The following is a 15,722-nucleotide window of genomic DNA, read 5'->3' as shown; positions in this document are numbered from 1 at the left end:
CCTAAAGTTTTAGTTTGTTAATCCTCCCATTTTCATCAAAAGTGAGTTCATCAAAACAGATGGAACGTCGGTAGTTATTGTTCGATAAATCCATGTTGTGATAGAACACGTACCATTTGTCCTTAAATTGAACAATAGAGCCATGCGAGGTCCAGGAACTCACTACATCCATTACCTCTCCTTGAAAGTTAAAAGGACCCATTGGTTTTTTACTGGTGGCATACACCAAAGTGCTGGTTTTACCCCAACCATTAGAATATAACAGGTAATAGGTATCCTTGCGTTTAAATACCCAGGGCGCTTCACCATAAAAACCCCCAAAATGCTCATTATCGCCTTCTATCCCTTTTATTTTTAATTCCTGTACATCTCCTTTTAAGGCCATCATGTTCTTTTTCAACTTTACCACTTTGGGTTCGCGGCAGCCAAAGTACATATAAGCTTGTCCTTTTTCGATTAAGACAGAAGGATCAATAGGTTCCTTGCCTATGTGTTCAACCTGACCTGTATTATCAATCAAAGGCTTTCCCAACACATCTTTAAATGGTCCAATGGGCGAATCACTGACTGCTACTCCTATTTTAGCTCGTTCAACAGGATAATAGAAGTAATACTTTCCATCACGTTCAACACAATCCGGTGCCCAGGCCCACTTATCAGCCCAATTAATATCATCAAGACTAAAAACAGCTCCATGGTCGGTCCAGTCCACCATATTTTCAGTTGAAAAAACGTGCCAGTCTATCATATTAAAATAAGAGGCAGTATCTTCATCATGTGAGGTGTACACATACATTTTATCGTTGAATACATGTGCTGAAGGATCTGCTGAATAAATGTGCTTCACAAAAGGATTGTCCTTTTTTTTGAAATGTACTTCCCTAAATGACTGTAAGGTTGACGGCTCTCCTGCTAAGTACCCAAGCGAAATTAAAAAACGATCTACATCAATCATGGTCTGATAATACATCTCTTCACTTTGCCCCTTGTTAAAGAAAGCATGTCCATAACCTTGGTAGAATATCAAATCACAGCGCAGCCCCATGTTTTCCATTTTCTTTTTATAAGCCTTGGCCATTGGGGGCGTAAATAATTTATCCTCAGTGCCCACCATAATAAGCGTTGGTGGTGTATTGATGTGCAGATTATGGTGTGGGGAAAATTGCTTATAAAAGTCGCCTACTCTTTCGTAGCCATAACCGTCAGGGCCGTTATTTAGAACTGGATTAAACAACACAAGGGCTTTAGGTACACAAGAAACAGAAGTATCTTCATCCGCTTCATTAAATCCGGAGAGCACAGCTGTAGAGGCTGCAATATGGCCTCCTGCCGAGCCGCCACCTGCCACTATTTGCCCTTTGTCAATACCAAAAACTGTCGCATGTGAATATACCCAACGTATGGCTGACTTACCGTCTTTGATGCATTCTATTGGTGATGTTCCATTGGCTTTTTCAGTTCTGTACTGGGCACTAATAGCCACCATGCCTCTAGAGGCAAGATATTGACACTGGCCGTAAAAATGCTCAGGACTGCCTGACTTAAAGCCACCACCATGAAAAAAAACAATAGCAGGTTTTGAATCATGGCTGGTATGTCCGTCAGGAAAGAACACGTGCAGACTTAAGTCGACATCATCAACGGTTTTATACACAATGATTGTATCTGGTTTTATAACAGCGGTAATGGCAGAAGAAAAAACAAACAACAGACTAATAATCAGACTCATTTTCATAATCGAGGTAATTTTTAACGGTACAATACAAAACGCTCTGTCTGAAACACATCTGCATTGGCCATTCTGATAAAGTAAATGCCATTTTTTGCATTTCCAGGTAGATTTAATTTCAAGATATTCAATCCGGCTTTCAAATAACCTGCAGTTACTAGCTGACCCTGAATTGAGTAGACTTCATAGCTTAGCTGTTTACCTATTTCGCTTAAATTTACATTTAGTAGGTTACGCACCGGATTAGGATAAATGCTAAATAAATCACTCACTTGTTTCAGATCTTCAATACCCACCTGATCACCGGAATTATGAGCATTACTGGCACCTATATTCGGTATAAGGTTTTCGATGTCTATCGCATTTCCAAAAACATCCTTCGAAGGAACAAGCTGCACATCTGCAAAGATACCCTGACCAGCCATTGGAAATGTTGGTTCCGGAAATGACAAACCTTTATCGATAGCAGCACTGGTCGATTGAATATCAAAATTATCGTAACTTCCATTAGACGAAACAGGCATACTAAAAAGAGGGTCTCCACTAACTTTTCTTGTATCCAGATTAGAGAAAGCTGTTGCAATATTGCCATAAAAAAGGTTGTTGGATACTTTCAGTTCTCCACCATTCTGCATTTCTATCTCCACACCACCTGAGCCTATCTGGGCACCATTCATGGCGTAGAATATATTGTTGTATATATAGGTATCCTCAGCAAAAATAGAAATATCGGGTTTACACTTTGGATCATCCAGATATACAGTATTGTTGTGGATGTAGTTTTCATCCGAAGGAACCGGTGTTATATCTTTTCCGACCCAGCCCGATAACCAAATGGAGTAGCGATGATGACCATTTGCCCGATGCCCATCGTTTACACTGACGTTGTAGCGGAACGTACTGTTTTCACAATCACCCAATATCTCCACAAAGCCTCCTTCGGTATCTTCGCTATAGTTATATTGAAAAATAGAATTCTTACAAAAGAAATCAATATGTCCTGCGGCACCGTATGTATCGCCAAAACCTCTTGCTCTGTACTGTCTGTTGTATTGTACAATAATGTTATGCGAATCCCAAATCCAGCACCCTTCACCTCTTCCGTAATAACGGTCGGTTGACGACGTATGATCGCCCCATCCTAAATCAATAAATTCGTTATTCTCAACCAGTCCGTTGCACACCGAAGCAAACACAACGCCATCGCCACCCAATTGTTCGAAGGTATTGTTTCGGATTACAAAATTGCAATTCCTCCCTTCTTCACTAACCGGATTATTTGGAGGATTCAGGTTTCTGGCACTAATTGCTGTACTTCCCAGATTATAGAAATAGCAATCTTCAATTAACACATCTTCGAATCGTACTTCCTTAACGGGCATTACGGTGTCATCATTTTTATCCGAATCAAAAAAGATACCCTTGGCATTGTAGTAATCCAGGGTGAACTTTCCTTCCCAGTCTATCATATCATAGCCAAACACATCCGTTATTTTCAGATTTCGAAAGGTCAGATCTTTACTGATGCCTCCCCATTTATTGGCAATAACCTTTATACCATAAGATGAATTGGTTCCCCATGTAATATCGCCCTGGTACTTACGATCGTTTTTAATCCATATCCCATCCATTACAATATGGCTGGTATTGACCAGTTTCACCGCTTCAATAAAATCGCCGGATGGTATATCACCTGAACCACTTAATATTGGCAGCTCACCATCTCCATACTTACTAATTACAATGGGGTTATCGTGTGTACCTGAACGGTTAATCACCAATTGTCCTTCGAAAGTATCACCTGATCTGAACAGTATCTGATCACCAGGTTGAATAAACCCGCCATTTTTATCATTGGCACCCGCTTCTGATACCTTTGCTAAAGTTTGCCATGGTGTAGATTCCGTTAATCCATCATTATTATCATTGCCCTCAGCACTTATATAATAATTGGTTGCTAATAGTCCCGGAGTAATCATCAGGACAAACAAGAGAAATATAAAACGTGTTTGCATAGTTTACATCAATTTCTGAACGATGTAAAAATAGAGGCAGACAAATAAATAAAAGGGCATATAATGAACAATGCTTAGCGCAAATTTGCTATTTATGGATTATTGATTCCACCTCCATTGCGCCTGTCCCATTCATTCCTTCTCCATAAAGCTTACTAACATCACTTTCACTTAGTGCACTGGTCCAGATTGCCACATCATCGAGCAAGCCAATATAATTGTGCATTCCCATTTCTTTGATGTAATCTATTGTATATTTGCCTCCTTGAGTTGCTATAGCCACCCAATTGGCTTGTGAGGTGGAGATTTTGGCTGTAGGCTTTTTCATTTGCACATCTTCAATACGCCTACCATCCACATATAACATCAAATCCTGCAACCTGGCATCTTCGGGCATAACCACGGTCAGGTGATGCCATTGATCATCATTAACTATCTGCTTATTTGTTGTTATGTATGCATCCGGTCGAATAGCCACCTGCAAATTCCCATTATCGAGTGCCAGATTAAAAAACTGCCCTGATTTGCCCCAGAACGAACCGCTATTAAGAATCAAGCGCTTACCATCAGCATTGGTTTTTACCCAGCACGAAACAGTGCGCGCATAAGATGAATGAAATGGCCCCATAGGTAAAACAAACAGTTTGCTGGACTCTGAAATGGCAATGGCATTTCCAATAATACCTTTTACTATTTTGGCATCGGTTCCAATAAGGGAGTAATCCTTATTAAATCCACCACCATTAGAATAGACATTAGGATTACTTATTTCAGACAAAAACACATTGTGCTTACTCTTTTGGGGAAAAGTACCATCAACACTACTTTTATATTGCTGCTCATTCAATTGTTCATCAAAGCTCCAATGAATCTGTAATCCCTCAGGATGAATGGGCTTTAACAATCCATTTCCTTCTATAGAAGTTTGGTCCCTTGACTTATCAATGGTTAAACTGCCCAAACGATCGTGATTCCAATGAAAAGTATTAATCGATAGTTTATCCGACTCCACATCCACCAAAGTCATATTGCTTAAATTATTGCCTCGGGCCACTAACTGGATTAAATCGGATTCAGGATCTTTGGTTACCGTATTCATGTGCACTTCACCGGCCAGGTATAAATCCACCTTATATTTTCGAAGCACATTTAAAATCTTTTCACTCTCCTTTTTATCGACCAGCATACCACTACTCGCATATTTACGTACCGGATAAATAATGGGTAAATGCGATTGCACCACAATGTGTTTAATGGAGGCGATATTTTGAGCTTCTGATAATACCGACTCGAACCATTGCAGATGCTTTCCATCTATATCGCCCGTAACAACGCCTTCACTTCCTAATACAATATCATCGGCATCGTAACGAAACATATCAAGCGTCACAAACAGCAAGTTTTTATACTGAACCGCATTGGAGGTGTGTTCATATTTTGTTCCCACAGGCCTCGGGAGTGCCTTACCGATTTTCTCTGTAAAGCGTGACTGTCCATCATCTTTTAAGGTAAATGTATTGACAAATCCTTGTCGGAAAGTTGAGATATGCTTAACTACCTCAGTGCTTTTCTGCCATGGGTTATCGCCTAATTCATGGTCGCCCACAGCCATTAAAAAATGCTCATAACCACCATCGTGAACCATATCCCACAACCCACTGTAACATAAGCGTGAGGCTTCTAAAATAACCTCCTTGGTGCTATAATTGGTATAATCAGGATGAGTTCTGAATGGCTTCAGGTATTTTGGTCTGTACCAATGTCCGCCGTTACAATCGCCCGGCATAATGATTAATTCACCGCCATAGCGCTTTTTCATCTCTTTGAACAGCTCTGTTTGCTCAGTCAATCTTTGCTCACGCTCGGGTATATTTCTGGATAAGCCTTCAGCATTGTGATAATCGGGGATATTGATAAAACGCCAGGTATCAAATTCTTGAGCAACACTGTAACGACTAATGACAAGGATACTTATAACTATTACAAGATAATGTTTCATATTTCTGATTTTACTTCTAATAACCATCTTTACTTAATATCAGGATAACCAATCAAACCTTGGAATGAAACCTGGGTAATCGTTGTCTTTCCAAATTCCGAAATGCATTCACAATACTGTTCTATCAACTTATTTTGCGCTACAGATACAGGTCTAATAAGTTGAAGTAAAAAAACCGTGAGATTTTTACAAGTGTTCATATTCTGCTATATTAACAGATTTAAACTACGCTAAAAGTACATATTCATCGAAGCATTAATGGGCATAAACTAGACAATGCTTAGCGCAAATATGCCTATGGACTGAATCAAATCACTTAAGGATGAATATATCCTTCCTATTGGCAGGTTATAATTCCGATTGAATTCATAAAACAAATACAGGGAAGGCACAAATTGCCAGTTGACAGCCTCTAACTAACAGGGGAATATATAAAAGTTTCGAGGGAAGGGTGTGACCAGCCTCAGATCTAGTAGAATAAAGGGTTACAGCATTTTTTATTAAACCATTCATCCTGTGAAACCAAACGGCTGAACAAATACGCAAAGGCTTATTTCAAGCATATCAAAGCCTAAAACTGACCAGGTAATTCTTTCAAACGCCATTCGTCAAACCAACTAATCACCGGCTTGTCGTGTTCAAATTCAATGGGCAACCAAATGTACCTGCCATCGATGGCATTTTCAGGTGTCCATCTGTCACCCATATAAATAAAGGCATCTTCCTTACCCTTCACTGGCAATACATAAGTACTTTGTGAGTGAAAAGTTGTTTTAACTTCTTCATCGGTTCCTCGACACGGATTACCCAACTCTGTCCATGGGCCAAATGGATGATCAGCCACTGCTGAACGGGCAGCATTTGGTTTCCAGCCGGTACAACCGGAGGTGATCATGTAATACTTGTCGCCTCGTTTAAATACAGCTGGTGCTTCATTCATCTTACCCTCTAAAGCACGTGCAAAGTATCCTGTAAAACTCAGGTAATCGTCGGCAAGTTGAGTAATATGAAGTGTGGCATTCTCTTCAGATGAATGGATATGATAGGCTTTACCATCATCATCCACGAACAAGGTCATGTCGCGGGCCATTTGACCTTTTTCCTTATCTCGCCTTAGCCATGCTCCATCAACCACCTCTTTTTGCCATGCCGCTGACCATTGCTTTATGGTGTCCATATCCACCGTTTTACGCTTTAATGAATCGGCAAAATTAACAGGCCAATACTCCTTGTTTGGGTTAACACTTTTGAGGTAGGTATAAGGACCAGTTACCTTATCGCTCACAGCCACACCTGTCATAGCCGCTTTATAGCCCATCCCTTTTAACTCATGGTGAAACCACATGACGAACTGCTTGTTTTTGGCATTGTAAATCACTTTAGGGCGCTCGATAATGCATTCCTTTACCAGCAGACTTGTTGTATCATCAACAACTGACAACGCAATGCCTTCATCATGCCAGTTGTATAAATCACCGGATGAGTAACAGTGCACACCCACATAGGCCTTATTACCAGCCTTGCCTTCAATTTTATGCTCCCCAAACCAGTAGTATCTGTTACTGTGGTACAATACTCCTCCACCGTGAGCGTTGATGTGCACACCCTTATTGTCGGGCCATAATTCGCCGGGCGTAAATACCTTATTCGATTGCGTGCATGCCATTAAAACACATCCAACTATGGCAATAATGCTTCCATGTTGTTTTATCGAATTACTCATTACTACTCATTTTATTTCTAAGTTCCTTTTCTGCTTTACCATTCCAATAACCACATTCCAACTGAAAAAAGACGGAAGAATAAGGAACTGCAAAATTAGTTTTAAGAATGAGCACATTGAATAAGGCTGCTGAGTTATCTAACTCTCGGATAATATCTTCGTGCAATTTGACATTAATACTCTTTCCGTCCAGTAATTGCATTAATCTGGTTCGATAAAACCCAATTGCTTTTGAATCTGCCTCCGAAACAAATGCTAATTCTTCATCTATAAACACATTTGCATCCACATGACCCGCCTTGTCTATTAAGCGATTCACCAATTCAACTGCCTCTAACTGTGTAGCGTTAATGTTAATTGTTTTTATGGCCGGATTGCTTTGTTTGGGATAGGCAGCATCAGCAATCACTATCCAGTTACGATGACCAAAAACTTTTATGGTTTGCTCAAGCTCTGTTTTCCAATCTTTTACTTGCGTATTATTCTTAATGCATGTCTTTTGATTACTATCTATAGAACATGACACGACAAGGAGTAAGACGAAGGCAAAGACAATTATTTTCATATTTAGGCTTTATTAGTTGTTGAATTATTCTTAATTATTTCTTTCCCATTCATGATATATTTGAATCCGTTCAGTCTTTGGTTCATCATCAAAGAAACGAGCACCTTGACCGATTTGGTTGTTATCACCTAATTCTTTGCGACCTTCTTCAATCATTTTCATTAACTTCTTGACCTTCTCAGGATATTTATCTGCAAGGTTGTGCTGTTCTTCCTTGTCTGTTGACAAATGATACAACTGAATTTCGTCTACCTGATCAATCTTCCTGCCTCTCCACTTCATATAACCCGGTTTCTCTGCACGTGGTAATACTAATTTCCACTCTCTGTCTCTTACGGCCTGTAAATGAGTATAGGCATAATAGTAGAATCGATCGTGTTGACTTTTTTCTCCTTTCAGAATAACATCCCTGAAACTTTTTCCGTCAATCGACAAAGCATGGGGTAACTCAACATTGGAGAGTTCAGAAAAAGTGGGCAGGAAATCCATGGTAGTTAACAATTCATCATTAGTGATTCCTTCAGCAATATGCCCTTTCCATTTCATGATACAAGGCACACGTACGCCCCCTTCCCATGTCTGTGCCTTGGCTCCTTTTAGAGGATAAGCACACCCGCCATGATCGCCAATCTTTTCTTCAATCCAGGGGCCGTTATCCGAAACAAAAACGACTAATGTATTTTTTTCCAATTCTTCTTCTTTCAGAACATTGAGAATCTGACCCATACTCCAATCCAGCTCTTCAATTACATCGCCATAAAAACCACCTTTCGACTTTCCTCTGAAATTTTCAGAAGCGCCCAATGGCACATGTGGCATATTGTGGGAAAGGTATAAAAAGAAGGGGTTGTCTTTGTTTTGCCGTATAAAGTCAGACGCCTCATTGGTATACATCGTAGTGAGTTGCCCCATTTCTTCCACTGTATTGATAATCTTTAGCGTATCATGATATCTTAATATGCGGCATCGGTGTTTCGACTGGTCTATCAGTTTTGAATTACCATTATACTGTGGCGTACCAAAATAATAATCGAAACCCTGGCTTAGCGGCATTTGTTCGGGTTCCTCACCCACATGCCACTTTCCAATACAGGCAGTCTGGTAACCCTGAGTTTTTAGAACTTCTGCAATGGTTATTTCCTTTGGATGCAGCTTAGTATGAAAATTTTTATTGTTTTGAGGCTCTGCGATACGAATAGGGTAACTCCCTGTGAGCAAAGCTGCCCTGGAAGGCCCACACAATGGCTGGGCATAGAAGTTCGTAAATTTCATACCTTCATTTGCCATCGCATCAAGGTGGGGCGTCTTAATTGTTGGTGAACCAAAACATCCAACATCATTGTAGCCCTGATCGTCGGTCAGGAAGATGATAAAGTTAGGTTTAGCTGGTCTTTTGCTGGTCGAGCAGGAGGATATAGCAATAATCAGCAGGCTAAATATTAGTAGATGTTTTTTTTTCATTTTATAAGGCACTTGAAGTTAAACTCCTATCAATCATCAAACGACTTACCATCTGTCACTCCCTCCCAATCATCGGTTCTGAAAGGAGAAGCCGGTAAGCCCTCTTTATTGTATAGGTTGAATTTAGACGGATTGCGTGACCATGCAAAGCGCACAGCTACTGGTTGGTCGACATTATCGGACCAGACAATCACCTTATTGCCTTCTATTTGTGCTTGAGCCCAATGGAATTGTTTATCCTCACCTGCCATTTCAAACTCGTTAACGTAACCATGCTTGCTCTTCACCAACAAACCTGAACCGACATGATCAAAGCTAATAATGGCTTTATCGCCATCTATCTGCATGGATTTAAATAAAGGACCAGAGTAAACTACATCCTTAGCATAAGCCACATTAAGAGCTGATAGCATCAAACGGTGACCAACATCCTGCTTGTTTTTGGGATGGATATCATGAGCCTCTCCAATATCTATAGCAACAGCCATACCTGTATTTTTTACACCAAGTGTTTTAGTCTGGCTTTCGCGCAGTTCAGCCCAGGCATCGTCTTTGGCCATCTTTTGAGCTTGTTGATAGTTAGCCAACTGCACAAATAAGAAGGGAAAATCACCCTGTTGCCAATCCGCGCGCCAATTGTTAATCATGTTTGGAAAAGTAAGGGCATACTCTTTCGCCCGAGGTGTATTAGACTCGCCCTGGTACCAGATAACACCTTTGATACCATAAGGAATTAGGGGATGAATCATGGCATTGTACAACAAGCTAGGAGCATCATTTGGAAACGGGTTAAAATCAGGTATAACAGTATCAACTTTAAATTGCCAGTCTCCACTTAAAGGTATTTTCTTTTCCCCAAGTTGGAAGAACATCTTGTCAGCCTTACTGGCAAAACCGCCTTTGTAATACTTGTCTTCTACACGAACTGTAATATTGTTTTGACCCGTTTTTAATAATTGCACTGGAACAGGGTAAACACGTTCAACTTCGTTGGCCCAATTCATTCCTCCCACTTTTACACCATTCACCCATATAATATCCGAATCATGAATTTGTCCCAAATGCAATTGGGCAATGCTGTCTAATTCTAGTTCTGTTAAACTACAATCAAAGCTAAACCACACGCGGCCATTCAGGCGATTATACCCCGCATTTTCCCATAAAGTTGGTAGAGTCATACTCAACCATTCGCTTCTGTCCGTATCGGGCTTCATCCATTGTTCGGCCATGCCCACTTCCTTTTCAGGAAATCCACCTAACGCTTTCTTTAGGTCATCTTCATATTTTTGAGCTACCGTGTTTACATCATAATTATCAATCCTTTCTCCAAATTCCTCATATTTTGGCAGCTTTGTGATGAATGCTCTGGATGTCCATGTCTCTGCACAAGTACCACCCCAGGATGTATGTATCAGACCAATGGGTAGATCTATCTCCTTTTGTAAATCCCTGCCAAAATAATAGCCAACAGCAGAGAAGTTCTTAATCATTTCAGGGCTACATTCCTTCCATTTGGCATTGGGAATAGAATCAACAGGAACATTGCTGACACTGCGCGGCACATCAAACAAGCGGATACTTGGGTAGTTGGCCGCTTTGATCTCCTCTTCTGCATTAATTGATTTTGACACCGGCCATTGCATATTGGATTGCCCGGAACATACCCACACATCGCCAATCAAAATATTTTTGAGAACCAATTCATTTTTTCCTTTGATGATCATTATAAATGGTCCGCCAGCTTTCATTGGCTCTAAAACCACTTGCCATTCTCCCGTTTTATCAGCTTTTGCTCTCAGCTTTTGTCCGTTGAAACTCAGCATCACTTTTTCACCAGGCTCAGCACTGCCCCAAACGTTCACATGCAGGTTCCGCTGTAGTACCATGTTATCCGAAAACACATCAGCCAGCTTCACATCAGCTTTTCCAGGAAAATTACTGAATACGATGGCTATAAGGATTGTAATTACTTTGTTCATATCATTAGATTAAAAAGGCTTCAACACAGAAGCACAAAGACACTGAGTTTAATAATTAAACTCAAGCTTTTCGTTTGTACTGATTACATTCGCTGACTTAAAATTGTGAACTTTGTATTCCTCCAACTGGAAACTCTGCAGCTCAACGCTGCCATAAAGCACTTCTAAAGTAACCCTATAATCTTTCCCCTCCTTTGTTATTTCACACATCCCCCATGCCGAACCATTCGACCAAAAATATTTTCCAGGCTTATCGGTAAATTTGAATGACTTGTCAACAGCTGAATACTGAAATCCACTTTCGGCCAACAGGCTTGCCCACGATGCCATAGCTCGCGCATAATGATGCCCACATTCGGCTTCATCAAAGGGGTTTCTCTTCTGTCCATCGTAACGATCACGGATGTTCTTAATGCATTCCAAACCTTCCTCTTCCATGCCTTCATATAGCATTCCGATGGCAGCCGTATATTCAAAACCAGTCATTACTTCCGCCCAATAGGGGAAAGGTACGGTTGGCCGTCCTCCATTGGGCCAGCTGGCCATTAATAAGGCTTTTTCATCCCCCATAGCATACGAACGCATGTTGTTGAAATGCTCAAACATATTTTCCCGCCCGTTATACTTCAGGATGCTTTCTAATGCAGTCTTTACATTCTCTTCTTTCACCAGGTAACCTAGACCCAATACGTGCGCCATATATTGTCCCACCAGTTGATCAACCAAACAACCTGTTTCTAACTGAAAATCCGGATTCACTATATCTTTACTTCCCATACTAGACATTAAGCCTTTGGCAATGTGCTCTTTGCTGACAGGAATTTGAATTTTATGGAAATAATACTCGCCATTAAACAGGTGTTCATCCGCCCAGGCTGATCCGTATTTATAAAGTTTATCACATTTCTTTGCAAAAGCTTTATCCTCTTGATGAAGTGCCATTTTTTCGGCGGCTTTCAATGCTCCCAAGTACCATATTTGCATTTGTGGATTAGGACCAAAATACTCGACATCCATGGTATTGTGTTGCACACCTTCCATTACACCATCCACATCACCATCCCAGCCATTCTCTACCCAGGCAAAGGCTAAAGCCGTTTTTACTTTTGGCCAGTAGGTATTCAGGAATTTATCATCACCTGACAATTGCCAGTCGCGATAAAACTTCATGATAGTACCCATTTGCCCATCGGCAGCCGCCACATCAATTCCTGAAGCTCCTTCTTTTAAAGGCAATTTGGTTCTGAATCCCATATGACCATTTTTTTTCATGGCATATTTAAACTCCACTTCGCGCATGCCTTTGGCCAAATCGTTAAATAAAAAGGCAGTGGCCTGCTCGTAATTCCATACATGTGTACAGGACCCCATACACGAACCAAAGCGGTCCATCACGCCTTCCCAGCCAAACAGATAGCCATCGGCTGTACGAAAGACCGTTTGAGAACGCAAAGTACTAAGGTTGAAAAGAGCTGCTTCTTTTATAACTTCCGGGTAAGAACTTTCTTGTAAGGCATTTACAAAAGTCAATGTCTGCTCTGTTAATTCGGGTAAGCGCTCAATCTCTTCTTCTACTACGTTCCAGGCATCAGCGTATTGCGTTGCATAATGGTTTGTCAATTTCTCTGATGACCAGGCATAACGATTGGGAAAGTGCCAGCTTAGGTAAAAGGTAAAGGTTTTAGTTTCTCCGGCTTTTAAGGTCTTTTTTACCGCCAAGGACGCCAGAGGGTCAATATCTGCAGCTTTTTCTTTTTCTGTTAAGAGACCATCGGCACTAAAATCATCCCATAAATCTAGTGTACTGTTGTACCATTTATTCTCAACAGAACTGGTTCGATAAGAAGTTATTCCCTCATTTGCAGGTGTTGAAATGGCAAAAGTACCCCAGGCCGCATCTTCCTTATCCACGCCCTCGGAATACATGTAAATGCCTTGAAGCTTATTAGTCGATTTGTATTCATTTTTATTCTCCTTAGCTCCTATTGGTATAAAGTCACCTTTCCAGTCTGATTTGTGCTTGCTTCCATCCTTACCAATAAAATTGCGTATATTACCAGAAACAGCTACTTCTAGTTCTGCGTTGCTGGTGTTGGTTACCTCGTATTTTAATATTGCCATTGGAATACCTGAGGCATCAGCGTCCGCAGGAACCAATGGATTATAACCTACGATTTTCACATCCAACGGCATGGTTTTATCCGCCAGATTGACGATACCAAAGGGATAAGTGGTTTCGAACGAAGCTTCACAGAAACGGGGAAAACCATGGTGATCAACCGAGCGTCCTTCGTAATGCTGATAATCGGCATAATGAATAGGGCCTAACAGAGCTTTTGTATTCGGCTTCTCATCTTTCTTTTTAGTATAAATGGCAAAGAACGGTGCATCATTACCGGTAGTAACGGTACTGTAGCCTTTTGCCGGTACGTTCATTACTTCCCAGTCTTGCAGTTGACCTGTACCTCCCAACGAAACGGTTCCTGTACCAATGCCACCCATTGGCAAAGCGATGCGGTATAGGTGGTCTTTATCGTATTTTTTTAAGGGGGTTATCTTATTGCTTAATAATTCTGTTTGAGCTGATGCATTCACCACGCAAAGAATTGAGGTGAGTAACAGCAAAGCGTTAAATAATTTCATTGTTTGATTGTTTTATTGCAGAGATCATACATAGACGTCACCCCAATATCATAAAGCTTATATAAAAGACAATGCCAGATTGCCAACTCTGTTTGTGTTTTGATAATGCTTATCAAAGTGAGCTGGCAATCTTGCATATGTTGCGCTATTTATGATTCTACGGCTGTACCAACTGATATTTCCTGTCGTACAAATCCACCTGCTCACGTCTCCATTTGTTTCCTTCCAGGTACAATACCTGTGGACGTGAAATATCCCAATCACCCAGCTTTTTTAGCATCAATTCAACTAACTCCCGGTTTTCATCAGCTACATTGTTTTGCTCAGCAATATCTTTTGACAGATCATAAAGCATTGGTAAACGATCCGGCAATCGTACCAGTTTCCAGTTTCCTTCACGAATACTGGCACTGATGGTGAAACGCCAGAGCATTTCGTCATGCGGACGTCCCGCCTCTTCTCCATTAACATACGGGAAGATATTTACGCCATCCAGTTTGGCTTTGGCATCAATGCTACCACCGGCTAAAGCAACAAAAGTGGGTGTTAAATCAAGACTTGATATAGGATGATTAAACTCAGTACCTGCCTTTAAGTGCTTAGGCCAAGTCATCGTAAATGGCACACGGATACCACCTTCTAACAAGGTACCTTTTGCACCACGTAAGGGCATATTTAAGGATGCATTATGGTGGCAAGGACCGCCATTGTCACTAAAAAAGACAACGACGGTATTCTCATCTATCTTTTGCTTTTTAAGCTCCTTCATGATGCGGCCAACATTTACATCCAGACGATGAGTCATGGCACAGTAGGTACGGCGCTTTTCATCTTTTATATGTGCATACAATTTTAAATCTTCTTTAGTAGCTTGCATGGGTGCATGCGGTGCATTAAACGAAGCATACAAAAAGAACGGTTCATCTTTATGACGACGGATAAAATCCACACATTCATCACCCTTATCATCGGTAATATAAGTGATGGGTTGAGGCTCTTTATAGTTGCACAGAATCTTATACGGGTATGGTTCACCTTTCGGATTCGTTGGCACATAATTGTGACCACCGCCCAGGTAACCCCAAAACTCGTGAAAACCTCGCTTTAAGGGATGAAAATGCTCTGCTTCCCCCAAATGCCATTTACCAATCAAACCATTGACATAACCCAATTCAGCTAAGCGATCGGCAATAGTGGTTTCGTTAACAGGTAAACCAACGAAATTTTCATCAAACTGAGGCAGGTCAACGATTGGGTTGTTATCAAAACCAAAATTCACCTGGTTACGACCTGTCATTAAACCTGCTCTTGATGGTCCGCAAACAGGTGCCGATACGTAGCCCTGCGTAAAGGTTACGCCGGCGTTGGCTAACGCATCAATATTTGGCGTTCTAATTTGGGTACTGCCAGTAAAACCAACATCACCGTATCCTAAATCATCAGCCAGAATAATAATGAAGTTGGGTTTATCTGTTTTTCCTTTTGCATTAATATTCAAATTCAGGCAAACCAGTAAGAAGACACTGGAGATAATTGACAACTTGTTGCGTACCATATTTTTGTTTTAAATTAATCTTCTTATACTTATCTCTTTCTTCCGTATGTCTT

9 protein-coding genes are annotated in these 15,722 nt (G+C 40.8%); all 9 read right to left on the bottom strand.

Annotation, left to right across the window (positions count from 1 at the left end; translation table 11 throughout):
- Window position 1: 1 nt before the first annotated feature.
- Entirely contained in the window at window positions 2–1,735 is a 1,734-nt protein-coding gene (locus KEM09_RS07845; RefSeq protein ID WP_212227391.1) for a family 43 glycosylhydrolase, read from the bottom strand.
- A 14-nt stretch (window positions 1,736–1,749) separates the two neighbouring features.
- Window positions 1,750–3,744, bottom strand: a complete 1,995-nt coding sequence (locus KEM09_RS07840) for a T9SS type A sorting domain-containing protein (protein WP_212227389.1) — start codon at window positions 3,742–3,744, stop codon at window positions 1,750–1,752.
- 88 nt (window positions 3,745–3,832) lie between these two features.
- On the bottom strand, window positions 3,833–5,743 hold the full coding sequence (locus KEM09_RS07835) for a LamG-like jellyroll fold domain-containing protein (RefSeq protein ID WP_212227387.1): 1,911 nt from the start codon (window positions 5,741–5,743) through the stop codon (window positions 3,833–3,835).
- A gap of 571 nt (window positions 5,744–6,314) precedes the next feature.
- Entirely contained in the window at window positions 6,315–7,466 is a 1,152-nt protein-coding gene (locus KEM09_RS07830) for a glycoside hydrolase family 43 protein (protein WP_212227385.1), read from the bottom strand.
- Window positions 7,459–8,031, bottom strand: a complete 573-nt coding sequence (locus KEM09_RS07825; RefSeq protein ID WP_212227384.1) for an RbsD/FucU domain-containing protein — start codon at window positions 8,029–8,031, stop codon at window positions 7,459–7,461. Before KEM09_RS07825 ends, KEM09_RS07830 begins: the two co-directional genes overlap by 8 nt.
- Before the next feature lie 30 nt (window positions 8,032–8,061).
- The gene (locus KEM09_RS07820; RefSeq protein WP_212227383.1) at window positions 8,062–9,492 is read right to left on the bottom strand and encodes a sulfatase family protein; all 1,431 of its coding nucleotides are present in this window, start codon (window positions 9,490–9,492) and stop codon (window positions 8,062–8,064) included.
- Window positions 9,493–9,521: 29 nt separating this feature from the next.
- The gene (locus KEM09_RS07815; protein WP_212227382.1) at window positions 9,522–11,471 is read right to left on the bottom strand and encodes a sialate O-acetylesterase; all 1,950 of its coding nucleotides are present in this window, start codon (window positions 11,469–11,471) and stop codon (window positions 9,522–9,524) included.
- A 48-nt stretch (window positions 11,472–11,519) separates the two neighbouring features.
- Window positions 11,520–14,114, bottom strand: coding sequence for a GH116 family glycosyl-hydrolase (locus tag KEM09_RS07810; RefSeq protein ID WP_212227381.1), 2,595 nt, complete (start codon window positions 14,112–14,114; stop codon window positions 11,520–11,522).
- Window positions 14,115–14,271: 157 nt separating this feature from the next.
- Window positions 14,272–15,669: a sulfatase gene (locus KEM09_RS07805; protein ID WP_212227380.1), complete on the bottom strand. Its 1,398-nt coding sequence runs from the start codon at window positions 15,667–15,669 to the stop codon at window positions 14,272–14,274.
- Between the last annotated feature and the right edge of the window lie 53 nt (window positions 15,670–15,722).

Origin of the sequence: Carboxylicivirga mesophila, assembly GCF_018271975.1 — a bacterium.
In the GTDB taxonomy this organism is placed as follows: domain Bacteria; phylum Bacteroidota; class Bacteroidia; order Bacteroidales; family Marinilabiliaceae; genus Carboxylicivirga; species Carboxylicivirga mesophila.
This window is presented reverse-complemented; position numbering and strand designations above follow the sequence as displayed.

Excerpts from the sequence above, each read along its gene's own strand:
- KEM09_RS07845 (WP_212227391.1), bottom strand. The coding sequence starts at position 1,735 with ATGAAAATGAGTCTGATTATTAGTCTGTTGTTTGTTTTTTCTTCTGCC.
- KEM09_RS07840 (WP_212227389.1), bottom strand. The coding sequence starts at position 3,744 with ATGCAAACACGTTTTATATTTCTCTTGTTTGTCCTGATGATTACTCCG.
- KEM09_RS07835 (WP_212227387.1), bottom strand. The coding sequence starts at position 5,743 with ATGAAACATTATCTTGTAATAGTTATAAGTATCCTTGTCATTAGTCGT.
- KEM09_RS07830 (WP_212227385.1), bottom strand. The coding sequence starts at position 7,466 with ATGAGTAATTCGATAAAACAACATGGAAGCATTATTGCCATAGTTGGA.
- KEM09_RS07825 (WP_212227384.1), bottom strand. The coding sequence starts at position 8,031 with ATGAAAATAATTGTCTTTGCCTTCGTCTTACTCCTTGTCGTGTCATGT.
- KEM09_RS07820 (WP_212227383.1), bottom strand. The coding sequence starts at position 9,492 with ATGAAAAAAAAACATCTACTAATATTTAGCCTGCTGATTATTGCTATA.
- KEM09_RS07815 (WP_212227382.1), bottom strand. The coding sequence starts at position 11,471 with ATGAACAAAGTAATTACAATCCTTATAGCCATCGTATTCAGTAATTTT.
- KEM09_RS07810 (WP_212227381.1), bottom strand. The coding sequence starts at position 14,114 with ATGAAATTATTTAACGCTTTGCTGTTACTCACCTCAATTCTTTGCGTG.
- KEM09_RS07805 (WP_212227380.1), bottom strand. The coding sequence starts at position 15,669 with ATGGTACGCAACAAGTTGTCAATTATCTCCAGTGTCTTCTTACTGGTT.